Below are 23,776 nucleotides of genomic sequence, written 5' to 3' on the forward strand. Positions count from 1 at the left end.
GTCCTGATCTAATTAGTGTGAAAATTTTGTAAGGAGTTTTGAATATGAAAGAGATATCAAAGAAAAATTTCGACGGCTATAAGTATGTAGACGGCGGCGTGTGTGCTGCAAAGGGCTTTAAGGCTAACGGTCTTTATTGCGGCATAAAGGAAAACCCTACAAAAAAGCCTGACCTCTGCCTTGTGGAGTCTGACGTTATGTGTTCAGCCGCCGGCGTTTTTACTCAGAATAAGGTCAAGGGTGCTCCTGTTACTGTTTCTCAGAAAAATCTTGCTAAAACAGGCGGCAAGGCTAAGGGCTTTATCCTTAACTCCAAAAATGCCAATACCTGCAACGCTGACGGTGAGGAAAAGGCTTACAAAATGTGCGAGATGACTGCCGAGAAAATGGGCGTTAAGCCAGAGGAAATTCTTATCGCTCAGACAGGCGTCATAGGTCAGATACTCCCTCTTGAACCTATCGAAGCTAAGATAGACGAGCTTTATGAGGGACTTTCCTATGAAGGCAACGAAAAAGCCGCTATCGCTATCATGACTACTGATACAGTGAAAAAGGAAGTGGCTGTTGAGTTTGAGCTTGACGGCAAGATCTGCCACGTTGGTGGCATGGGCAAGGGCAGCGGTATGATACACCCTAACATGGCGACTACGCTAAATGTTATCACTACAGACTGCGCTGTTTCTTCTGAAATGCTCAAAAAGGCACTCACTGAGATAGTGAAAATAACATACAACTGTCTGTCTGTTGACGGCGACCAGTCAACGAATGATACCTGCGCTGTTATGGCTAACGGACTTGCAGGAAACCCTGAGATAACAGCCGAGGGTGAGAGCTACGAGGTGTTCAAAAAAGCTCTTTATATCGTTATGATGAACATTACTAAGATGCTCGCAAAGGACGGCGAGGGCGCAACTAAGCTTCTTGAATGTACTGTAACAGGTGCAAAAGACCTTGACACCGCTATAATCGTTGCAAAGAGCGTTATATGCTCGCCACTTTTCAAGTGTGCAATGTTCGGTGCTGACGCTAACTGGGGCAGGATACTCTGCGCTGTGGGATACGCTGAAGCTGATTTTGACATAAACAAGGTGGACGTTTCACTGTCATCAAAGGCAGGAGAGATACACGTTTGCCACAACGGTGCAGGCATAGAGTTCTCTGAGGAAGTGGCTAAGACCGTTCTTCTTGAGGACGAGATAACAATAAGCGTTTCTATCGGCGACGGCGAGGGCACTGCCACTGCATGGGGCTGTGACCTTACATATGATTATGTTAAGATAAACGGCGATTACAGAAGCTAAGACATAAAATCAGTATAGGAAAGAAGAATGAGAAATGGACATAAGCAATAAAATCAGGAGTCAGATACTTATTGACGCTCTGCCGCACATTCAGAAATACCACGACAAGATAGTCGTTGTAAAATACGGCGGCAACGCTATGACAAACGCTGAGCTTAAAGAAGCTGTTATGAGCGATATCGTGCTTCTAAGCGAGGTAGGCATAAAAGTAGTTCTTGTTCATGGCGGTGGCCCTGAGATAAATGCAATGCTCAAAAGAGTCGGCATTGAAAGCAAGTTCATAAACGGACTGAGATACACTGACGCAGAAACTATAGATATCGTTAAAATGGTACTGTGCGGAAAGGTAAACAAGGAGCTTGTTTGCGCTTTGCAGCTTCACGGCGGAAAGGCTCTCGGTCTTTGCGGCTGTGACGGTCAGATGATACTTGCGCAGAAGCTTGACAGCGAAGTAGACCTTGGTTTTGTGGGCGACATCAAAAAGGTAACAACAAAGCCTATAGTTGACGCACTTAACAACGGTTATGTTCCTATAATCTCCACAGTTGGCGTTGGCGAGGACGGACAGTCTTACAATATCAATGCTGACACTGCGGCGGCGAGAATCGCTTCTTGTCTGAGAGCGGAAAAGCTTATACTTATGACGGATATAGTTGGTCTGCTGGAGGACAAGGACGATGATTCCACACTTATCCCACAGGTAAACGTCAGCGATGTGCCTTATCTCAAAAAGAAAGGCATCATAAGCGGCGGAATGATACCAAAGATAGACTGCTGTGTTGAAGCCGTAAGACGTGGCGTTAAAAAGACCACTATCATTGACGGCAGAGTACCGCACTCGATACTTATCGAGCTGCTCTCTAACGAGGGTATCGGTACACAGTTTATATAAAATATCAATACATATTGAAAAGAGTGATAAAAATGAACACCATAGAACAGTTCAACGAACACGTTATGCAGACCTATGGCAGAATAGGTCTTGTTATGGAAAGCGGTCATGGTCAGACGGCTGTTGGCGAGGACGGAAAAGAGTATATCGACTTCGGCTCCGGTATCGGCACAAACAGCCTTGGCTACTGCGACGAGGATTGGGTGAACGCTATCTGCGATCAGGCACACAAGATACAGCACACCTCAAACTACTATTACACAAAGGTACAGGCTGACTTTGCAAAAAGACTTTGCGAGGCAACAGGCTATGAGAAAATGTTCTTCGGCAACTCAGGCGCAGAGGCTAACGAGTGCGCTATCAAGCTTGCAAGAAAATACAGCTTTGACAAATACGGCAAAGACGCTGAGAGAAATATCATCATCACCCTTGTAAACAGCTTCCACGGCAGAACGCTTTGCACTCTTTCTGCAACAGGACAGGAGGTTTTCCACAACTACTTCTTCCCGTTCGTTGGCGGATTTGAGAATGTTATCGCTAATGATATTGACGATCTTATGGACAAGCTCAACAAGCTTGACAACAAGGTTTGCGCTGTAATGTTCGAGTTTGTTCAGGGCGAGGGCGGAGTTATACCTCTTCAACAGAGCTTTGTGAACACTATCATGCTTGAGTGTGCAAAGAGGGATATTCTCACTATCGCAGACGAGGTACAGACAGGCGTTGGCAGAACCGGCAAGCTCCTCACATCTGAGCTTTACAACGTAAAGCCTGACATAACCACACTTGCAAAGGGTCTTGCAGGCGGTGTTCCAATAGGCGTATGCCTTGCTAACAAGAAGTGCAGTGAGGTACTTGGCAAGGGTACACACGGCTCAACGTTTGGTGGAAATCCTATTTCCTGCGCAGGCGGAAACGCAGTTCTTGACAAGGTGACAAAGCCTGAGTTTCTTGAAGAAGTTCGCAAAAAGGGCGAGTATTTCAGAGAAAAGCTTGCAGAAATAGACGAAGTTGAGGGCGTTGACGGACTTGGTCTTATGATAGGTGTAAGGCTCAAAACCAAGAAAGCCGCTGATGTGCTTAACAAGTGCTTTGAAAACGGACTTCTTATTCTCACAGCAAAGGACAAGCTGAGATTTTTGCCGCCGCTGAATATCTCATATGAGCAGATAGACAAGGGACTTGCTATACTGAAAAAAGTTCTTGACGAGAAATAACAAAGTGCGTAGGTGCGAACAGTGTTCGCCCGTTTGATACGCAATACCAAATAAAAATCAATTACGGAGGAAATATTATGAAACATTTACTTAAAATGCTCGACCTTTCCAAGGAGGAAATCCTCGACATTCTCAATCTTGCAGACCAGCTCAAATACGAAAACAAAAACGGTATCGAGCATCACATTCTTAAAGGCAAAACTCTCGGAATGATATTCCAGAAGTCCTCTACCCGTACTAGAGTTTCTTTTGAAACAGGTATGTACCAGCTTGGCGGTCAGGCACTTTTCCTTTCAAACCGTGACCTCCAGATAGGCAGAGGCGAGCCTGTTCAGGACACAGCCCGTGTTCTTTCACGTTACCTTGACGGCATCATGATCCGTACTTTTGAGCAGAAAGAGGTTGAGGATCTTGCTAAATATGGCTCTATCCCAATAATAAATGGTCTGACAGACTTCTGCCACCCTTGTCAGGTGCTTGCTGACCTTATGACTATCAGAGAGTTCAAGGGTCGCTTTGAGGGTCTGAAAATGTGCTACATTGGCGACGGCAACAACATGGCAAACTCGCTTATCGTTGGTGGACTTAAAGTAGGCATGGAAGTTTCTATCGCTTGCCCTAAGGATTATCAGCCTGCTGCTGAGGTTCTTGAATTTGCTAAGGGCTACGGCGACAAGTTCTCAATGACAGACGTTCCTCTTGAGGCTGCAAAGGACGCTGACGTACTTTTCACAGACGTTTGGACTTCAATGGGCGAGGAAGCTGAGACTGAGAAGAGAAAGATCGCATTCAAGGGCTATCAGATAAATGACGATATCATGGCTGTTGCAAAGGCTGACGCAATGGTACAGCACTGTCTGCCTGCTCACCGTGAGGAGGAGATAACCGAAAAGGTATTCGAGGCTCACGCAAATGAGATATTCGAGGAAGCTGAAAACAGACTTCATGCACAGAAAGCCGTTATGGTCAAAGTAATGGGGCCGCAGGAATAATTCGCATATGACAAAAGCCGTCCACGCTGGTGGGCGGCTTTTTTGTGTTGAACACATCAAAAAGGTCTTTGATGTGACGGGATAAAAAGATCCGCAGTCCTCAAAGAACTGCGGTCATAGTTAAATAACATTTTCATTTACGATATGGTAGCTTTGCAGAATTTCTGGGTCAAACTGAATGAGTGAGATCATTCTGCGTGCAGGACCGATAGGCTGGTTCGTACCTGTTTCCCACGCCTCAACAGTTTTTGTCGAAACTCCGATCACCGCGGCAAATACCGCCTGCGTAAATCCCAGCTTTTTTCGGATCGCTTTTATATCTTCAGCAGATATATCAGGCAAAGGCTCTATTCTAAGAGTTGTTTTTTAGCAGAAATTTTACCTTTTTCGTAGTCAACTGCCTCGTTAAGTCCGGTAATTATGCTGTCAAACACATTCATATTAAAGCTGGTCTCCTTCGTATTTATTATTGAAGTTGTAATATACTTTCTCATTTGGAAGCACCGCCTTAATCGGATAAACTGACATCCCAAAAGAATCTGTAAAAATAACATCTTCTCCAATATGTTTTTCAAGAAACTCATCAGAAAAATCAGCTATTAAACCAATGCTGATAGCTCCATTCCTTGTAAAATTCAATCCTTCAATTTGTATACTCTTTTCAATCAAAGAACAATCTGAAGTGTGAAAAAAATTCAACAACATTTTTTGAATATCTCGTTCGATTTGAATCTGATTATTAAGATAATATCTGATTGCTTCTTCTTGTTCAAATGAAATTACAGCATCTTTTTGATTTGAGTATATACATAGATACAGGTCAAAAGTTTTATCCCATAATGTAATGATAAAGCTCTTCTTTGTGTACCAATCTGTTTTTTTAATCAAAGTTCCTAATACAGGATGCTCAATTGTAGTTGGTTTATTTTTTTCTTTGTCTTTCCAAAAAAACATAATCTCGCCTTTAAAATTTGTATTGCTTAGCCCATTACGACCTCAACATTTACTGTTGCACCATTTTCAGCTACAGGGAGAACATTGCCCTCTACTGCCTTGCCGTCAACAGTTACGCTCTTTACGCCCTTGCAAACGTGGTCAGGGTTCTTAACAGTGATGTTGTATGTTGCACCTCTGTACTGACGTGTTGCTGTCATGCCGTCCCACTCGTGAGGGATAGATGGATCTATCTTCAAGCCGTCAAAGTCAGCCTGTACTCCGAGAATGTACTGTGAAATAGCTACCATGTTCCATGCGGCTGTACCTGTGAGCCAGCTATTCTTGCCCTCGCCAAATCTGCTTGCGTCCTTACCAGCTATCATCTGACCGTATACATAAGGCTCTGTCTTATGAAGATCAGATATCTCCTCGTTGAATGCAGGAGCTATCTTGCTGTAATACTCGAACGCCTTGTCGCCTCTGCCTGCGTATGCTTCTGCACAGATTATCCATGCGTTGTTGTGTGTGAAGATACCGGCATTCTCCTTATATCCGCCCGGATATGTGGATATCTCACCATACTGGATATAGTACTTTGAGTAAGCAGGGTTGTTAAGAACAAGACCATACTTTGTATTGAGGTACTTGTCGATAGAATCAAGTGTCTTGATGTCAGCGCCCTCGTCCTTGCCTATTTCAGACATAACTGCAAAGCCCTGTGGTTCGATGAATATCTTGCCCTCTTCACATTCCTTAGAACCCATTTTTGCGCCTGTGGAATCGTAAGCTCTCAGGAACCAATCGCCGTCAAATGCAGATTCCATAACGTTCTTCTTCATCTTGTCGATCTCAGCCTGTGCTGCGGCAGCCTCATCGTCCTTGCCAAGGTGCTTGAGGATAGACACATAGTTAGGGCCTGTGTATGTAAAGAGTGTTGCCACCATTACAGACTCAGCTACCTTCGAGTAACCGCCCTCAGCTGCGAACTTAGGGTTTGTATAAGTCTGGAAGCTCTCGCCCGGAGTGTCAGAATAGCATGAAAGGTTGATACAATCGTTCCAGTCAGCTCTCATTGCAAGTGGCAGACCGTGAGGGCCGAGGTTATTTACAACGTGATAGAATGATACCTTAAGGTGATCGAGCATTGGCTTAGCCTTTGACTCGTCATTGTCGTATGGCACCATTTCGTCGAGGATAGACCAATCGCCTGTTTCCTTGATATATGCGGAAACTGAAAGGATCATCCACAGTGGGTCGTCTGAGAAGTCGCCGCCGATATCGGAGTTGCCCTTCTTTGTAAGAGGCTGATACTGATGATAGCAGCCGCCGTCAGGAAGCTGTGTAGAAGCGATGTCGATGATACGCTGTCTTGCACGGTCCGGTATCTGATGAACGAAGCCGAGGATATCCTGATTGGAATCTCTGAAGCCCATTCCTCTGCCGATACCGCTCTCGAAATATGATGCGGAACGTGAAAGGTTGAATGTTACCATGCACTGATACTGGTTCCAGATGTTTACCATTCTGTTTACCTTATCATCAGGTGTGTCAACATTTATAACGCTGAGAAGTCTGTCCCAAGTTGCCTTGAGCTCTTCAAGACCTGCGGCTACCTTTTCAGGAGTGTTATACTGCTCGATCATTGCGAGAGCCTTTTCCTTATTGATAGTAACGCCGTCAGCCTCGAACTTCTTGTCAACAGGCATTTCAACATAGCCGAGGATAAATACAAGGGTCTTTGACTCGCCCGGAGCAAGTGTTATCTTCATGTAGTGTGAAGCGATAGGTGACCAGCCGTCTGCAAATGAGTTGTTAGCCTTGCCTGCTTCAACAGCCTGTGGGTTATGGAAACCGTTATAAAGACCGATAAATGAATCTCTGTCTGTATCATAGCCGTCTATCTCATCATTTACTGTATAGAATGCAAAGTGATCTCTTCTGTCTCTGTATTCTGTCTTGTGATAGATAGTTGAACCTACTACCTCAACACGTCCTGTGCTAAAGTTTCTCTGGAAGTTTGTGCAGTCGTCCTGAGCGTCCCAAAGACACCACTCTGCAAATGAGAAGAATGAGAATGTTTTTTCTTCATTGCTCTCGTTTGTGAGAACTACCTGCTGAACTTCGCCGTTATAGTTCTGAGGAACAAAGAATGTAGCCTCAGCCTTAAGTCCGTTCTTCTTACCTGTGATGATAGTATAGCCCATACCATGACGGCACTCATAAGCGTCAAGCTCTGTCTTTACCGGTGACCAGCCCGGATTCCAGATAGTTTCGCCGTCTTTGATATAGAAATATCTTCCGCCCATGTCGATAGGCACGTTGTTGTAACGATAACGAGTTATTCTTCTCAGTCTTGCGTCCTTATAGAAGGAATAGCCTCCTGCTGTGTTGGAGATAAGTGAGAAGAACTCCTGTGTGCCAAGATAGTTTATCCATGGATATGGCGTTCTTGGATTGCTGATGACATATTCCTTTTTCACGTCATCAAAATGACCAAATTTCATCAATAATTTCCACCTTTCGTATTTTATCTATTGTTAATTAATTTCTTAATTATAACCCATACAAATGCATATATCAATGGGTGACCTCAGTTCACCCCTACTGCATTTTCTATTATTCAGTAAAGAATCTCTGCCAGCACTTGAATGTGTGACCCTTTGTTATCTCCTCATATCCGCTCACTTCGTTAGGCAGGCTGAGATTAGGAGAGTTTATCATAGCTGTCATTGGTTCAGGGCAGAAATATCCTTTATTGCCCTTATCGTTCCACATATTCCAGAACTTAAATTCTTTTGACACCTCGTTGCAAACCTTATGACCATTGTCAGTATCCACAACATAAGAGCCATAGAAGTCCTTACCGTCAAGCTTGTTCATGCCTGCGGTGTACATATCGTTTGAGATATTATGCAGGGTAGGCATTTTTGTACCCTCTTTATATTCAAGGTCTTTCTTTTTAAGAGGCAAAAGCTTTTCTGTTGGCAGACATCTCTTGTCAAGCTCGCACTTTTCGATTATCGGCACGCACATTCTCATTGATTCCTCCCTGCCGCCGTCGCACATTGGCGCATTAAGGCAGGTATGAGTACATATGGAAACAGGCAGAGCCTTGTCGCTGTTGTTTGTCAGGTATATCTCCTGCAAAAGACCGTTTTCAGAAAGCGTAAACGTATAGGATATTTTAAAATCCACCGGAAAATAAGAATACATCTCGTCATTCTTGTCAAAGGTATAAGAAGTAACAAGCACAGCTTTTTTATCCTGTGTTGAATAACACTCTATTTCGTGTTCTCTCTTATGCACCCAGCCATGGATAAAATTATCAAGCTTTTTCTCATTTACAGGCATTTGATACACTGCGTCAGAGGTCTTTATAATGCCCTTATCAAAGCGATTAGGCAGGAAAAGAGTAGGCAGTCCCCATATCTCTCTCGCCTTATTTATAGTCTTGAGAGTGCAGTCATCACGATATCTGAACACCTCTATGCCGTTTTCCTCGTCACGAAGCCTCAGCACAGCAGCACCAAGTTTTGGTGCGATAACGCAGGAATACTTTCCCGACTGCATTCTGACACATTCCGTATCTTTAAACATGAATTTAAGGTCTATATTATTCAAAAAAGTAACGCCCCCATAGTGCAAAGCGATGATCTGCCTCACGCCTTACCATACATTTTTACTTAAACGATTAACATACAATTATTATAACATAGCCCGTCGCTTTTGTCTAGTACAAAACGCAGATTTTTATATAGAATTTTCGCTGTGTTTTTTAGTAGTTTTTTACCAAACGTTCAATGAATAATCCAAAAAAATATGACAATACTACAATTAACAGCCCGCTGACAGACGGACTGCTCTATATTTTTAACAATCAAAGGAGGAGTTTCTCATGATAGATAGGATCGCACTGCTGCTTCTCATAATAGGCGGCATAAACTGGGGGCTTGTGGGCATTTTCCAGTTCGACCTTGTGGCATTTCTTTTCGGAGGTGCTGCGGCGATACTAAGCAGGATCATCTACGTTTTGGTAGCTATTTCGGCTATCTGGTGCATTTCACTGTTTTTCAAAGACAACAGACTTGTCACCGAGCAGTAGTCCCCTGCAGGTCATGGCGGCAGGAGAGGGAGCTTGTTTCAGAGGGCAGCATTTTATCACGGGTTTGCCTGCTGCATATTCTAAAATCGGCTCTCTTTCCTGCTGTCATGACCTTATTTTTTTTGATTTAAACATTAAAATTTGAACATCACAGACGCTAAAAATGGATAAGATATTTTACTTTTTTAAGTCGATTTAAGTTCAGACCTCACGCAGATGTCATTGTTAGCATAATGTCAACGAAATATTTGTGCAAAATCCCGAATTTTCAGAAAATTAACAAGTTCTTTGCAACTTTTTCTTGACTATCGCTACAAAAGAGGTTATAATTTAATTGATGTTAAGGATATTGAACATAATTTGTTTGATTTAACATCCGTTTTGTTGTCTCCTTTCTTTTGTTCTACACATAGTTTTTTTATTTTATTTTCTGCTGAGCACCGTTGCTCAGCATTTTTTTTGCCCATTTTATGCACACGTTGAAAAATTCATATTTTAGAGTTATAATGTTACTTTATGGACTAATAAAACAATATGTCAGTTCTTACCTGTCAAAACGTTTTCGTCGTGAGAGAAAGGAGTAAATAGAATATGAGATATCTTATAGTTGTTGATATGCAGAATGATTTTGTCACGGGCAGTCTTGGTTCAAAAATGGCAGAAACGATCGTTCCTGCTGTCTGTGAAAAAATACGCAGTTACAAGGCTCAGGGCAGCACTGTATTCATGACCCTTGACACGCATTTCAAGGATTATCTTGAAACGCCTGAGGGAAAAAAGCTCCCTGTGGAGCATTGCATAAAAGGCACCGAGGGCTGGCAGCCTGAGACTCAGGTAGCTGAGGCTATCGGTGGAAGCGCAGAGGTCTATGAAAAAAGCACATTCGGCTCGGCTGAGCTTGCACAGCACCTTGCTGAAATAACAAAGGCAGGGGACGAGATAGAGCTTTGCGGACTTTGCACAGACATTTGCGTGGTATCAAACGCTTTGCTAATAAAAGCTTTTTGTCCTGAATGCGAGGTCATAGTTGACGCAAACGCCTGCGCAGGAGTAACGGAAGAAAGCCACAAGGCGGCACTTGTTACAATGGCGTCATGTCAGTGCAGGATAGATAATTTTTGATTTGAGGGGGAACACCGCTTCGGCGGAATGATTTATGAGTGGTTTCAAAAAAGGTCTTAAAGACGGCATACCTATTGCTTTGGGGTATCTTTCGGTATCTTTTACATTTGGACTTCAAGGCGTAAAAGGTGGTCTGAGCTGGTGGGAAACTGTGCTTATCTCTATTTGCAATGTGACCTCGGCAGGTCAGTTTGCAGGACTTGACATTATGCTGTCGGGGGGCGGTTTCTGGATAGAAATGGCTTGTGCCCAGTTTATCATCAACCTGAGGTATGCACTTATGTCAATATCTCTATCACAGAAAGCTGACAAGTCACTGTCGGGAATACACCGCTGGCTGGTAGGCTTCGGAGTGACAGACGAGATATTTGTCATGGCAATGGGAAATATAGGGAAAGTTTCAAGGCAGTATATGTATGGGCTTATCGCTTTACCTGTAGCAGGCTGGTCGCTGGGGACTCTTATAGGTGCGGCGGCAGGAAAAATACTTCCTGAGATAGTCATAAGTGCACTTAGCATTGCAATATACGGAATGTTCCTTGCAATAATAATACCGCCTGCAAAGAAAAACAAGGGCATTGCAATGGCGGCGATATTTGCGGCTCTTCTTAGCTGTTGTTTCAAGTGGCTGCCTATTCTTAATAAGGTATCCGGAGGATTTTCCATAATAATCTGCACCGTTCTTTCCGCAGGGATAATGGCGGCTCTCATGCCTGTGAAAAATGAGGAGGACGGTCAATGCTGAGTATAAGAGATTTCTTCATTTATCTTTTCATTATGGCAGGAGTGACCTATCTTATTCGTGCCCTGCCGTTGGTGATATTCAAGGGCAAGATAACAAACAGATTTGTGCAAAGCTTTCTTTACTATGTGCCATATGCGGTGCTTGGAGCAATGACGTTCCCGTCCATACTATTCTCAACGGGAAACCTTGCGGCTTCCATAGCAGGACTTATAACAGCCTGCGTGCTTGCATTCAAGGAAAAAAGCCTTATCATAGTTGCGGCATTTGCCTGCCTTGCAAGCTTCTGCGTGATACTTATTTGTCAGCTTATCTAAATGTAGGGGCTGGCGTCCTCGACAGCCTACCGGCTAAGGACGTTGCATATGTTCTTTACTGTTATTTAGACATACTTTGACCTTTCTGCTATATGCGGAGAGGTCTTTATTATTACTATTTTTATATAGCATATGAAATGTCGTAAATGGAGTATAAAATTTTCGGCTAGTTTCATATTCTTTTCTTGCAAAAAATTCTGGGCTGTGATATAATCTTATTGTGTGAAAACGTTTACTGTTTTTTTGATCTATGACAAAATATATGGAGGTATTGCAATGTCAGACACAATGAACATTTCTCCTGAGCTCTTGGAGAAAATGAACAGGTATTGGGAAGCTGCCAATTATCTTTCGGCAGGTCAGCTCTATCTGCTTGACAATCCGCTTCTCCGTGAGCCGCTCACAATGGATCACGTCAAGAAAAAGATAGTTGGTCACTGGGGTACTGTACCTGGTCAGAACTTTATCTATGTTCACCTTAACAGAGTCATCAAGAAATATGACCTTGACATGATCTATATTTCAGGCCCTGGTCACGGAGGAAACTTCATGGTAGCCAACACCTATCTTGAAGGCTCTTATTCTGAGGTATATCCTAACATTTCAAGAGATGTTGAGGGTATGCAGAAACTGTTCAAGCAGTTTTCTTTCCCAGGAGGAATCTCATCACACGTTGCGCCTGAAACCCCAGGTTCTATAAACGAGGGCGGTGAGCTTGGTTATTCACTTGCACACTCATTCGGTGCTGTATTCGACAACCCTGACCTTATCACAACTTGCGTTGTCGGCGACGGTGAGGCTGAAACCGGTCCTCTTGCAACAGCATGGCACTCAAACAAGTTCCTGAATCCTAAGACTGACGGTGCCGTACTTCCTATACTTCACCTTAACGGCTACAAGATATCAAATCCAACTGTATTCTCAAGAATTTCTCATGAAGAGATAAAGAGCTTCTTTGAGGGTTGCGGCTGGAAGCCATACTTTGTCGAGGGCGACGATCCTATGACAATGCACAAGCTCATGGCTGAAACTCTTGACACTGTTATCGAGGAAATAAAGGCTATCCAGAAGAACGCAAGAGAAAACGGCGTTACTGAAAGACCAAAGTGGCCTATGATAATATTCCGTTCACCAAAGGGCTGGACAGGTCCGAAGGTTGTAGACGGCAAGCAGATAGAGGGTACATTCAGAGCGCATCAGGTACCAATGACAATGGAAGCTCCTGAGCATTTGAAAATGCTTGAGGATTGGCTCAAGAGCTATCACCCTGAGAAGCTTTTCACAAAAGAGGGCAGACTTATCCCTGAGCTTGAGGAGCTTGCTCCTACAGGCGACAGAAGAATGGGTGCAAACCCACACGCCAACGGCGGACTTCTTCTGAGAGATCTCAGACTTCCTGATTTCAGGAAATACGGCATTGATGTGCCTGCTCCTGGTGCAGTTGAAGCACAGGATATGATAGAGCTTGGCGGATTTGTAAGAGATATATTCAAGCTTAATGAAGAAAGCAGAAACTTCCGTATCTTCGGACCTGACGAGACAATGTCAAACAGACTTGGCAAGGTCTTTGAGGCAACAAACAGAGATTGGAACGCTGACAAGCTCGACAACGACGAGTTTCTTGCCGCTGACGGTCGTGTTATGGACTCTATGCTATCTGAGCATATGTGCGAGGGCTGGCTGGAGGGCTATCTGCTCACAGGCCGCCATGGTTTCTTCGCAAGCTATGAGGCTTTCATCAGAATAGTTGACTCAATGTTCTCACAGCACGCTAAGTGGCTCAAAGTTACTTCACAGCTCCCATGGAGACAGAAGATAGCTTCACTTAACTACATACTTTCTTCTAATGTATGGCAGCAGGATCACAACGGATTTACACATCAGGATCCGGGTTTCCTCGATCACGTTGCAAACAAGAAAGCAGACGTTGTAAGAATGTATCTCCCACCGGACACAAACTGTCTGCTGTCATGCTTTGATCACTGCATACGTTCAAAGAACTATGTAAACGTAATGGTAACATCAAAGCACCCAAGACAGCAGTGGCTCACAATGGAGCAGGCTGTTAAGCACTGCACACAGGGTATCGGTATCTGGGAATGGGCTTCAAACGATCAGGGTCAGGAGCCTGACGTTGTTCTGGCTTGCTGCGGCGACACACCTACACTTGAAGCACTTGCAGCAGTAACTATCCTGAGAAAGAATCTTCCACAGGTAAAGATAAGATTTATCAACGTTGTTGACCTGTTCAAGCTTCAGCCACAGTCAAAGCACCCACACGGACTTTCCGACGCTGACTTTGACGCACTGTTCACAAAGGACAAGCCTATCGTATTTGCATTTCACGGCTATCCTACACTTATCCACGAGCTTCTCTATCACCGTCACAACCGCAACCTTTATGTATGCGGCTACAACGAGGAGGGTACGATCACAACCCCATTCGACATGAGAGTTCAAAACGAGATAGACCGTTTCCACCTTGTTATGGAAGTTATCAAGAGACTTCCACAGCTCGGAAACACAGGCGCTTATCTCCACCAGCTCATGCAGGACAAGCTTGTTGAACACAAGCAGTATATTGCTGAGTATGGTCTTGATATGCCTGAGATCAGAGATTGGAAATGGGATATCTGATAAAAAAGCCTTTCTATTAATTAAATATACCCACACAAAAAGGGACTTCCGTTTATTCGGGAGTTCCTTTTTTGTGCATAAAAATATCCCCCGCCTTGCGACGAGGGATAAAAAGTGCTAAGTCTATAAATTACTTTCTGTTGTTTGCTATCTTTGCAAGAAGGTTCAGTATTTTAAGATAAAGATAAATAACGCCTACGATAAGACCATAGCTTGCATACCATTCATACTGAGCAGGAAGCCCCTGTTCAACTGTCATCTGGATAGTTTCAAAATCGCACATAAGAAGCGCTGCGGCGATAAGAACGCCAATAACAGCGAAAAGTATGCCGATAGGGCCGTTGTTTATTGCAACGATTGAAGTGTAGATAGCTGAATGAGGTGCGAGCCATGCAAGAAGCATGAAAAGCAATCCGCCTATGATAGAGACCCAAAGGCAGGTGATAAGAGCAGTTTTCATTCTGCTTCCCACACGAACGCCCTTTGAATAGATAACTGCAAGCACTGCAACTGTGAGAAGCGTCAGTGTAACGGCTTCAACTATTATGCCTTTCCACTGCATTGCGTAGATCATTGACATAAAGGTGAGGGCATATCCCATGCCTGCGGAATAGATAGAGCCTGTTACCGCCGTTGTTTTCGGAGCGAATGAAGCCACAAGTCCTGCTATTGCTGTTGCAATAAGAGCGCCGACAAAGATAGTATACTCAGTGGAAAAAGCCTGCGCACCACCGCCGAAGAAGTTGTGAATGTAAAAATATGCTCCCATGCCTGCGGCGAAAACTGCAACAAAATACAAGGTCTTCATTGCAATGCCCTTATAGCTTGCCGCCTCCATGCCGTAAGTGGACTGTGCAAAAGAGCGCAGCTTTTTCACTCGTGGATTTGAATAGCTTTCAGAAAAATTATTATAATCGTTCATGAATTTGCCTCCTTTATTTTTTCGCCAATATTTATTTTTTGGCTTATATACTATTATACATATTTTCTTAAAAAAGTCAATATGATTTTTCAGGCAAAAGTGCAAAGTTATTTTTTCGGACTTGTCCGCATATGATATAAACAAAGGCAAAAGCCAAAAAATCGGAAAGGAAGATACATTGTGCTGGATATACTTGAAAAGAAGCTTACGGAAAACCAGACCACAAGAAAGGGGCTAACAACTGCGGAAGCTGAAAAGCGGCTCAGTACGGACGGAGAGAACCGCCTTGCCAAAAAGAAAAAGACCTCTGCGGCGAAAATTTTTGCAGGACAGTTTCATGACGTTATGGTGATGATACTTCTTGTGTCGGTGGTGATATCCGTAGCACTTGGGCAATATGCTGACGCTGTGCCTATCGTGCTTATAGTTATCATTAACGCTGCGCTGGGATTTATTCAGGAATACCGCTGTGAAAAAACTCTGGAAAAGCTTGAAAACATGACCGCTCCCACCGCCATGGTATATCGTGACGGCAGGCTTGTGAAAATTCCTGCATCGGAGGTCGTGGCAGGAGATGTTTTTACTCTCGAAGCAGGTGACAGAGTGCCTTGCGACGGCTACATAAACTCATCAAGGGCGTTATCATGCGACGAATCCGCACTCACCGGCGAAGCTGTGCCTGCGGTAAAGAAATGCCGTACATCTGAGATAGATTTTACCGCTTTGAACAAGGATTACATGGTATACATGGGAACAGTTGTCACAAAGGGCGTTGGGGAGGTCACGGCGGTGGCAACAGGTGAGCGAAGCCAAATGGGCAGGGTCTCAACTATGCTTGATGAGATAAAAGAGCCTGAAACTCCATTGCAAAAGAAACTCGGAGAGCTTGGCAAAACTCTTGCTATCATCTGCCTTGCAGTGTGTGTGATAGTCTTTCTTGCAGGCGTACTAAGGGGCGAACCTGTTCTCAACATGGCAATGACAGGAATAACCATAGCCATTGCCGCAATACCTGAGGGCTTGCCTGCCACTGTGACTATAGCGCTTGCCCTTGCGGTCAGAAAAATGCTAAAGCGTCAAGCACTTGTACACAGGCTTCATTCAGTGGAAACACTCGGCTGTGCGACTGTTATCTGCACTGACAAGACAGGCACTGTGACAATGAATAAAATGACAGTTACTGACATTTTCACCTGCACCGAGAAAAGCCGTGCTTACGGCGTAACAAAAGAGGGAGCAAGCTTTGATGACAAAGCCCTCAAAGCATGGGAAAGCCCTGACCTTGGCAGGATACTTTTGTGCGGCGCAGCCTGCAACAACGCAAGGCTCTGCCCTCCTGAGAAGATAAAAAAACGTGACAGAGGCGGCAGGCAAAGCGAGCTTTGTGCAGAGGGCGACCCTACAGAAACAGCTATACTCATAGCCTGCGCAAACTCAGGTATAAACGTCAGCTCCCTTGGTTACAGACGAACTGACGAGCTGCCTTTTGAAAGTGAAACACGCTCCATGACTGTAATATGCGCTGACGAAAAGGGGGTTACAACGGCATTCAGGAAAGGCGCTTTTGACGTTATCATAAAAGAATGCAGCCACGTTTTTTCTGACAGCGGCGAGCTTTTGACATTTGGCGGAGCAATGAGAAAACAGGCTTTTGACAAGTGTAACGAATACGCTTCAAAAGGTCTGCGTGTGATAGCATTTTCACAGCAGGTGGACGGGGAATGGGCTTTTCTTGGACTAATGGCAATGAAAGACCCTCTCAGGGCTGAAGCCGCAAAGGCGGTGGCGGAATGTCAGCGTGCAGGCATAAAGACAGTTATGATAACAGGCGACCACAAGCTCACTGCACAGGCTATTGCAAAAGAAGCCGGCATTATGAAAGCAGGTTCTATCGCTTTGACAGGCGACGAGCTTGACAGAATGGACGACAAACAGCTTGACGAGGTAATAGAAAACTGCCGTGTGTTCGCAAGGGTGACACCTGAACACAAGCTCAGGATAGTAAAGGCATTCAAAAGCCGTGGGCACGTTTGTGCAATGACAGGCGACGGGGTAAACGACGCACCTGCTATAAAAGAAGCCGACATAGGTGTATCAATGGGAATATCAGGTACAGAGGTCACAAAGCAGGCGGCTGACGTGATACTTCTTGACGATAATTTTGCCACCCTTGTGAACTCCGTTGAGGAGGGCAGGACCATATATCAGAACATAAGAAAATTCGTGCGCTACCTTATTTCCTGCAACATAGGAGAGGTCATTACAATGCTCGGTGGAATTTTAATGGGCCTTCCAATGGTACTGCTTCCAGCTCAGATACTTCTTGTAAATCTTGTTACAGACAGCCTGCCTGCAATTGCGCTGGGGCTTGAGCCTGTGGAAAGCTCGGTAATGAAAAAGCCCCCTAGAAAAGAGGACGACAGCTTTTTCAGCGGCGGTCTTATGTGGCGTATCGTCATAAGAGGGCTTCTTATCGGTATCTGCACCCTTGCAAGCTTCACTGTTCTGCTCACTAACACCCATTCTCTCGGCACTGCAAGAACAGGTGCGCTTATAACACTTGTACTTAGTCAGCTTATCCATGTGTTTGAATGTAAATCGGAAGATAAGACAATTTTCACTGTGCCTTATCTTTCAAACCCATTCCTGCTTTTCTCTGTATTCATATCAGCATTAGCGCTGTTTGCAGGCATATGGCTCCCTGTTCTGCAAAAGGTATTTTTCACAGCCGTTCCGAGCCTTGGAGAGTTTCTTGTGGCGGCGGCAGCGGCGGCTATCGTGCCTGTTGGGGCAGGTATAATACCAAAGCTTTTTATGGGCAAAAAATCTCCTGACGTAACAGTGAACGCCCCGCAGGGATAGCAAAAGACCGACAGGGCAGAGCTTTGTCGGTCTAATTTTTTAATCCATATTTTTTATCCAGTCTTTTAAATATCCTGCCGAAGGGTTTTGATAAAACCAGCAGGAAGAACACGTTGGAAACTGCGTATATAAGGGTAAAAAAAGCTGACGAGCCAACAAGGGCAAGGTATCTGCTGAGAATAAAGGTGTTATCAGCCCACAGACAGCTCCACAAGTCCATGATAAGAGAGAATGCCGTTCCTGAGATTATGCCGTAGGTCACGAGAAGCGGCTTGCTTTTTATAAGCTTATCAGCCAACATTCCTGCAAAATATCCGGTCAGACCCCACACCAGCATTTGAAAAGGCGTCCACGCACCTTGTCCGAAATAGAAGTTTGAGATAAGGGCAGTCATTGCGCCTGTCATAAAGCCCGATTCTCTTCCCATATAGAGGGCGGTTATGATAACGATAGCGGTGCAGGGCTTAAAGCCCGGCAGAAAGCTGAAAACTATCCTGCCGAAAACGGACAATGCGGTCATGGCGGCTATTATCACAAGCTGTGTACTGTCGGAGTGCTTTTTCTCAAAGTGGAGAAAATAGCCTGCCACGGTAAGAATGGCAAGTGCGGCGGTGACGAAAGAATAGAAGCGTTCTCTGAAAAACATTATGCCGCCAAAGCACACAAGGGGTATGACAAGAAGATAGATAAGCCCTGACACAAGTTTTTTACTGCTCATTTAGACCTCTTTTCACCATTTCGAGCCGTTCTCTTACGGCTGTTGACGTCACTGCACCACTGAAAAAGCCCCTTGTGAGCCTTGCGGCGGCGGTGGTGTAAAAGCGATTGTGGGAGAAAAACTCCACGGCATTATCCTCTGCGACTATCTTCCCGTCAAAAAGAAGTCCGCACCTGTCGCAGTATTGTGCGGCAAATTCAAGGTCATGGGTCACGAGAAGTATCGTCCTGCCCTCGGCTTTTAGGCCCAAAAGAATATCACCAAGAGCCTTTTTGGCGAAACTGTCCATGCCTTTTGTACACTCGTCCAGGACAATTATTTTCGGGTCGGCAAGAAGTATCTTCGCAAAGGCACATTTCTGTATCTCGCCGCCGCTGAGATCCCAAGGGTGGCGATCAAGAAGATGTTCTATGCCCATGCGCTGTGAAACATTTTCCACTGTGACTTTGTCACCGCTTTGCAAAAGATCCTCACGGACGCTTTCTTTTACAAACATTGTCACAGGCTCTTGGGGCAAAAATGCAAGCATTTCACGAAAAAGCGAGCCGTTTTTATAGGCTTTCTGCTTTTTCCCGAAAAGTGAAACAGTGCCCATATAAGGCTTGCAAAGTCCGCATATCACACGCAAAAGCGTTGATTTTCCGCCGCCGTTCGAGCCTAAAAGCCCATAGCACTCCCCTTTTCTGATACCAAGGTCACAGCTTTTGAGGATATCGGGAGAGTTTTTTTCATATCTCTGCCACAGATTTTTGCACTGCAGGGCATAAGGCTCAGCACGTTCTGTATCAGTGACAGCCTGCTTTGGAATATCCGTCACGCCAAGCTTTTCAAGCTTCGCCCTGCCTTGTCTTACATTGAGGGGCAGGTCGTCGCAAAGCCCTGAGAAAGCCTTTGATGTTTCAGGAAGAAAACCCTCCAGAGCGTTCTCCACAAAATATTTTGCAGTCAAGGCAGGCGTTCCGAAAAACTCGGTTTTGCCCTTTGCAAGATACAAAATTTTGTCGCAGGAGTCAAAAAGCTCCTCGGGATCATGCTCGGCAATGATGATAGTCACGCCCATTTCTTTGTTAAGGCGGTCTAAAATGCCAAGAAGCTCCCTTGCGGCAACGGGGTCGAGCTGTGCGGTAGGCTCGTCCAGAAGCAGGATATCAGGGTCTGTGGTCATGACGGAACACAGAGCAACGAGCTGTTTCTGACCGCCCGAAAGTGTGGAGATATCCCTGTCATAGAGCGGCTCGATACCGAAAAAAGCCGCCATTTCACCAACACGGCTTTGTATCTCTCCACTTTTCACACCAAAGCTTTCAAGCCCGAAAGCAAGCTCAGCCGATACTTTGTCGCATACCGTCTGGCTGTCAGGGCTTTGCATTACAAAGCCTATCTTTTCGGCACTTTCACGGGCAGAAAGTTCGCTTCTTCCCTTGCCCATACGGGTGATGTTTCCGGAAAGCTCGCCCCTTGGGGAAAGCTCTCTTTTCAGAAGCCTGAGCAAAGTAGATTTTCCGCTTCCCGAAGCACCGCAGAGCATTATTTTTTCGCCTTTTTTCACTGAAAAAGTGCAGTCAGAAATGGCATAGTCCGTGCTTTCGTTATATTTGAAAGCTACATTTTCGCAAGACAATATTTCCATTTTATGCTCTCCTTTACTTCAAGAATAAACGGGAAAACGCATAGTAATGCGAACATTCCCACAGGAAAAACGCTGTTTTCAAGCTTTATCACAGGGTAAAAAGCGGCGGACAGCTCGCCCTTTGCGGAAAATATCAGCACCAATGCAAAGATAACTGCAAAAACCGCCACAAAAATGCCGTCCCATGCTCTGAACTTGAACGAGTGTGCAAAGCTTCGTTTCTGGATACCATAACCACGGGCTTTCATTGAAGCGGCTGTGTCCGCTCCCCTTTCAAGCGTGCCTGCACAAAGGGCTGTGAACACTGTGCAGTCTTTTTTCAGGCGGTCAAAACGGCTGTCGGAGATGTTCGCACCAGAGCAGTTCAAAGAGTCCAAAAGCTGTCTGTGAAGCCTTTTGAGCTTTGGGATAAAGCCCATTGTCATTGTTATCACAAGGGCAGCTTTTGGCGTTTTTCGACCGAAAATGTATAGGAGCTTTTCCCTTGTAAGCACCTTTCCAAGAGCTTTGCACCACATTATCACAGCGGTGAGGGATAAGCCGGCGGTCAAGCCATAAAAAAGTGCTTCCTTTGTGTAAGCCTTGCCGTTTACGAAAAACAGCGGCGTTACGCCCTTATGTGAAAAAAGTGGATTTGTGACAGTCAAAACGGCGGTAAGAAAGATGTAGAAAGCAAGGTCTGATGCGGTCTGTCTACAGCTTTGAGTTATGGCACAGAACAGGAACGCTCCCACTGCCGAGCATATACCAACGGCTGGTGAAAAGCAGAACATTGTCCCCGCAAGCACAGCCGCAAAATACACAAGGGCGGTCAAAGGGTGAAAAGCTGACAACCTCATTTCACCGCCTCCTTTGTGTAGTCGCAAACGTAGTAAAACTCCACGCTGTCACCGTCATTGAGGACATACTGTGAACAGCCCTTATCGGGGCTTTCGCCATTTACCGTATAGGTCCACCCTGAGGACGGACCGCAGGAAAACTCGTAGATATTGTTTATGCCACGGACATACACCGTGTTGTAAATGTTATCCTCTGAGCCTTGATAATCAAGTGGTATCTTCCCGCACCTTGTAGCTTTTTCCAACAGATCAAAGGCGGTGTCGCCCTCACGGAGGACATATTTTTCCGCAGGCATAACAATGCCGTCTGAGGGAACATAGCACTCGTCACGGAGATTTTTGTCAAGCATATCGTAATTATCCAAAATATCAGAGCAATCCACTGTCAGAGTGACAGTGTGAGCGGCATTTGCGGTATCGTCGCTGTGCAGGCTGTAATACTCGTCAACAGACTGGATATCAACTCCCTTTATGACCGCTGCCGCTGCTAAAATTATGACTATGAGCAGAGCGATATCCTTTTTCACTTTTCTGCTCCCTCCTGAACTTTGAGCTTTTTGGCTTTCTTTGCCTGATCTGCGAAATTTTTAACCACTGCCATTTCCTCTTTGGTTATCTCGAGCCTTGAAAATCTCGCCTTTTCGTATATTTTCTCGCACTCTGCGAAGCTTTCCGCCATATCAGCGCCAAAGGTCTTTTTTATGCTCTCGGAAAGCTCCCTTGGCGTATGGTCTGAGAAATCCCTGCCGCAAAGCTTTTTTCTGCCTGCAAAGAACAGCTTCTCCACCTTTTTGCTGTCAGGCAGAGCGGCAAACTTTCTTTTTCTTACCAAAGCTATTATTGCCACAATAAGGCAGAGTATAAGTATTACCGCACCGATAACGATATATACCGCATAGCTTTTCTCCGCAGGTTTAGTCTTGTTCTCCTCAAAGATCTCTTCCCTTGGTTTGTCCTCGTCCTCGGGAGCAAGGGCTTCGCCGCCTTGGTTGGTGGGCTTTGCTTTTACAGAGCTGTCGTCAGTTTTTATCATGCCAACATAATCGGGGCAGACCTCGAAAGGCTGCCAGCCTATGCCGTCTTTGTAATACTCCGCCCAATAGTGGAGCTGTTTTGAAGTGACGGTCAGGGCTGAGTTATCTGTAAGGCCTTTGGTCATATCTGATGTGATAAAATATCCTCTGCAAAGTCTGGCAGGAACGCCCTTTGCACGGAAGATCTTCACAGCGGCGGCAGCAAAATCCTCCTCGCCCCCACGGCAAGTTACCTCAAGCATATCTGCAAAAGAGCTTTCGCCCCCATAGGTCTTTGACCTGTCAAGCACTGTGTCTGACACAAAAAAGCTTAGCATATCAGACCGCAGTTTACCCTGAGAACCTTGCAGATCAAAATGGTTTGCGGCAAGCTGTTTGTCCTCGGCTGATATGTCAAGGCAGGTGGAATAAACATAGTCACGATAACCCTTTTCTGCGGCAAGATAATCCGCAGGCTCAGAAGTGCGCAGGGTATCAAATGTGCCAAAAGGCTTTGTGAGATAGCCTTCCGACACCGCAAGCCTGTAATAGCTTTTGGTGTTCTCAAAGCTTCCGCCTATTATCTTTGGGTCGGAAAAAGCGTTCTCTGCGGCGGTCATGCCATAAGTATAAAGGGGCTTTCCGCCATTTTTGATGTTTACTGTAACATTGCCGCTGTCGGATATACCAATGGCATTGTCAAGCAAAGCGGTCTGAAAAGCCGGTGAGAGATCAAGCTTATCAAGCCAATAAAACTCGTCTGAGTAGGCATATTTCTCCTCACCGCTAAGCTCCCCCCACACGCCGTTAGTTTCTTTCTCAAAACGGCTCTCCAGAAGATACAAGGGCTGTGGGTGCTCCATTATGATCTCATACTCACTTTTCGTATTAAAGCGATCGGCAAAGGCAAAGTTGGAAAGCTTATCAAAAAGCCCTGTCAGGCAGGCTAGAAGCACTGCGCAAAATGCTGTAAGTATAAGCACAAAGGGCTTCAAATCGCCTTTTATGCTGCCGGGAAACGTCAATGCAAGGATACCTAACGCAACTTCTGCAGTGGCATAGTACAGAGGGATATCAATAAAGATACCTGCGCACAAAAACAGCGCAAGCATTGCCACTGTAAAAACTCTGCTGTCAAGACGGCTGAAAATGCTCTGCACTGTGGAAACTATCACTGCACCCACGCAAAGAGCAAACCAAGGGTCTGAGCTTTTTTCCACAAGCATTTCCACTACTCCTGCGCTTTTACCGTGGGCGGTCAAGACGCAGTTCAAAAGCCCTGCAAGGCTTGTTAAAAACTTCTTGTGGAATATCACCGCCGACAATAGTGCGGCAAAAAATGGTATAGGCAAAGTCTTTTTTGATACCCCTGCAAGGGCTGTCAATATGCACACACCTACCAGAACAAAGGCTCGCCAGCCCATACCAAGCGACAATGACAGCAGGAGCATTGTCACTGCACCAAATAGGCTCTGCATGATATAAACACCCTTTGAAAAGTGCTTTTCCACATAGCAAACACTTGCTGTCAAAA

Annotated in this window: 20 protein-coding genes; 10 read left to right on the top strand and 10 right to left on the bottom strand. The window is 45.1% G+C overall.

Annotated elements, in window-relative coordinates:
- The first annotated feature begins 44 nt into the window (after nt 1-44).
- From argJ to argF, 4 genes are all read left to right on the top strand, one after another.
- A complete protein-coding gene (gene argJ, locus DW938_RS05540) occupies nt 45-1,301 on the top strand; it encodes a bifunctional glutamate N-acetyltransferase/amino-acid acetyltransferase ArgJ (RefSeq protein WP_118124139.1) in 1,257 nt (418 codons plus the stop codon).
- A 34-nt stretch (nt 1,302-1,335) separates the two neighbouring features.
- Nucleotides 1,336-2,193 carry an acetylglutamate kinase gene (gene argB, locus DW938_RS05545; protein ID WP_022288154.1) on the top strand — a complete coding sequence of 286 codons (858 nt, stop codon included), beginning with the start codon at nt 1,336-1,338 and terminating at the stop codon, nt 2,191-2,193.
- A gap of 32 nt (nt 2,194-2,225) precedes the next feature.
- Nucleotides 2,226-3,410: an aspartate aminotransferase family protein gene (locus tag DW938_RS05550; protein ID WP_117876979.1), complete on the top strand. Its 1,185-nt coding sequence runs from the start codon at nt 2,226-2,228 to the stop codon at nt 3,408-3,410.
- A gap of 77 nt (nt 3,411-3,487) precedes the next feature.
- Nucleotides 3,488-4,402 (top strand): ornithine carbamoyltransferase, encoded by a 915-nt coding sequence (argF, locus tag DW938_RS05555; protein ID WP_022288156.1) that lies wholly within the window; start codon nt 3,488-3,490, stop codon nt 4,400-4,402.
- 120 nt (nt 4,403-4,522) lie between these two features.
- On the opposite strand, the gene DW938_RS05560 is transcribed toward argF, so the two are convergent.
- The 4 genes from DW938_RS05560 to DW938_RS05575 all read right to left on the bottom strand — a co-directional run bounded on the left by DW938_RS05560 (nt 4,523) and on the right by DW938_RS05575 (nt 8,959).
- The gene (locus DW938_RS05560) at nt 4,523-4,744 is read right to left on the bottom strand and encodes a helix-turn-helix domain-containing protein (RefSeq protein WP_242843639.1); all 222 of its coding nucleotides are present in this window, start codon (nt 4,742-4,744) and stop codon (nt 4,523-4,525) included.
- A 99-nt stretch (nt 4,745-4,843) separates the two neighbouring features.
- Nucleotides 4,844-5,356: a hypothetical protein gene (locus DW938_RS05565; RefSeq protein ID WP_118124140.1), complete on the bottom strand. Its 513-nt coding sequence runs from the start codon at nt 5,354-5,356 to the stop codon at nt 4,844-4,846.
- Nucleotides 5,357-5,382: 26 nt separating this feature from the next.
- Complete coding sequence (locus DW938_RS05570) at nt 5,383-7,842, bottom strand: glycosyl transferase (protein WP_118124141.1); 2,460 nt, start codon at nt 7,840-7,842, stop codon at nt 5,383-5,385.
- Between the two features lie 112 nt (nt 7,843-7,954).
- On the bottom strand, nt 7,955-8,959 hold the full coding sequence (locus DW938_RS05575) for an aldose 1-epimerase (RefSeq protein ID WP_117927232.1): 1,005 nt from the start codon (nt 8,957-8,959) through the stop codon (nt 7,955-7,957).
- 274 nt (nt 8,960-9,233) lie between these two features.
- Here DW938_RS05575 and DW938_RS05580 point away from each other — a divergent pair, with 274 nt between their 5' ends.
- From DW938_RS05580 to DW938_RS05600, 5 genes are all read left to right on the top strand, one after another.
- On the top strand, nt 9,234-9,440 hold the full coding sequence (locus DW938_RS05580) for a DUF378 domain-containing protein (RefSeq protein WP_022288161.1): 207 nt from the start codon (nt 9,234-9,236) through the stop codon (nt 9,438-9,440).
- Nucleotides 9,441-10,031: 591 nt separating this feature from the next.
- On the top strand, nt 10,032-10,562 hold the full coding sequence (locus DW938_RS05585) for an isochorismatase family cysteine hydrolase (RefSeq protein ID WP_118124142.1): 531 nt from the start codon (nt 10,032-10,034) through the stop codon (nt 10,560-10,562).
- Between the two features lie 34 nt (nt 10,563-10,596).
- Entirely contained in the window at nt 10,597-11,307 is a 711-nt protein-coding gene (locus DW938_RS05590; protein WP_118124143.1) for an AzlC family ABC transporter permease, read from the top strand.
- A complete protein-coding gene (locus DW938_RS05595) occupies nt 11,301-11,621 on the top strand; it encodes an AzlD domain-containing protein (RefSeq protein WP_022288164.1) in 321 nt (106 codons plus the stop codon). The genes DW938_RS05590 and DW938_RS05595 overlap by 7 nt, the downstream gene beginning before the upstream one ends.
- Before the next feature lie 276 nt (nt 11,622-11,897).
- Nucleotides 11,898-14,258 (top strand): phosphoketolase family protein, encoded by a 2,361-nt coding sequence (locus DW938_RS05600; RefSeq protein ID WP_118124144.1) that lies wholly within the window; start codon nt 11,898-11,900, stop codon nt 14,256-14,258.
- Between the two features lie 130 nt (nt 14,259-14,388).
- On the opposite strand, the gene DW938_RS05605 is transcribed toward DW938_RS05600, so the two are convergent.
- Nucleotides 14,389-15,180 carry a Bax inhibitor-1/YccA family protein gene (locus DW938_RS05605; protein ID WP_117863366.1) on the bottom strand — a complete coding sequence of 264 codons (792 nt, stop codon included), beginning with the start codon at nt 15,178-15,180 and terminating at the stop codon, nt 14,389-14,391.
- A 180-nt stretch (nt 15,181-15,360) separates the two neighbouring features.
- Here DW938_RS05605 and DW938_RS05610 point away from each other — a divergent pair, with 180 nt between their 5' ends.
- The gene (locus DW938_RS05610) at nt 15,361-18,042 is read left to right on the top strand and encodes a cation-translocating P-type ATPase (RefSeq protein WP_242992401.1); all 2,682 of its coding nucleotides are present in this window, start codon (nt 15,361-15,363) and stop codon (nt 18,040-18,042) included.
- A gap of 31 nt (nt 18,043-18,073) precedes the next feature.
- Here the strand turns inward: DW938_RS05610 and DW938_RS05615 are convergent, their stop codons facing one another.
- The 5 genes from DW938_RS05615 to DW938_RS05635 are packed head-to-tail and all read right to left on the bottom strand — an operon-like array spanning nt 18,074 to nt 23,774.
- Nucleotides 18,074-18,760: an ECF transporter S component gene (locus DW938_RS05615; RefSeq protein ID WP_118124146.1), complete on the bottom strand. Its 687-nt coding sequence runs from the start codon at nt 18,758-18,760 to the stop codon at nt 18,074-18,076.
- Nucleotides 18,750-20,390 (bottom strand): ABC transporter ATP-binding protein, encoded by a 1,641-nt coding sequence (locus DW938_RS05620; RefSeq protein WP_118124147.1) that lies wholly within the window; start codon nt 20,388-20,390, stop codon nt 18,750-18,752. The genes DW938_RS05615 and DW938_RS05620 overlap by 11 nt, the downstream gene beginning before the upstream one ends.
- The gene (locus DW938_RS05625; RefSeq protein ID WP_118124148.1) at nt 20,363-21,229 is read right to left on the bottom strand and encodes an energy-coupling factor transporter transmembrane component T; all 867 of its coding nucleotides are present in this window, start codon (nt 21,227-21,229) and stop codon (nt 20,363-20,365) included. Before DW938_RS05625 ends, DW938_RS05620 begins: the two co-directional genes overlap by 28 nt.
- Nucleotides 21,226-21,756 (bottom strand): DUF4430 domain-containing protein, encoded by a 531-nt coding sequence (locus tag DW938_RS05630; RefSeq protein ID WP_117897180.1) that lies wholly within the window; start codon nt 21,754-21,756, stop codon nt 21,226-21,228. Before DW938_RS05630 ends, DW938_RS05625 begins: the two co-directional genes overlap by 4 nt.
- Complete coding sequence (locus tag DW938_RS05635; protein WP_118124149.1) at nt 21,753-23,774, bottom strand: transglutaminase family protein; 2,022 nt, start codon at nt 23,772-23,774, stop codon at nt 21,753-21,755. Before DW938_RS05635 ends, DW938_RS05630 begins: the two co-directional genes overlap by 4 nt.
- Nucleotides 23,775-23,776 lie beyond the last annotated feature (2 nt).

The sequence above is a fragment of the Ruminococcus sp. AM43-6 genome (genome assembly GCF_003461785.1).
In the GTDB taxonomy this organism is placed as follows: Bacteria; Bacillota; Clostridia; order Oscillospirales; family Ruminococcaceae; genus Hominimerdicola; species Hominimerdicola aceti.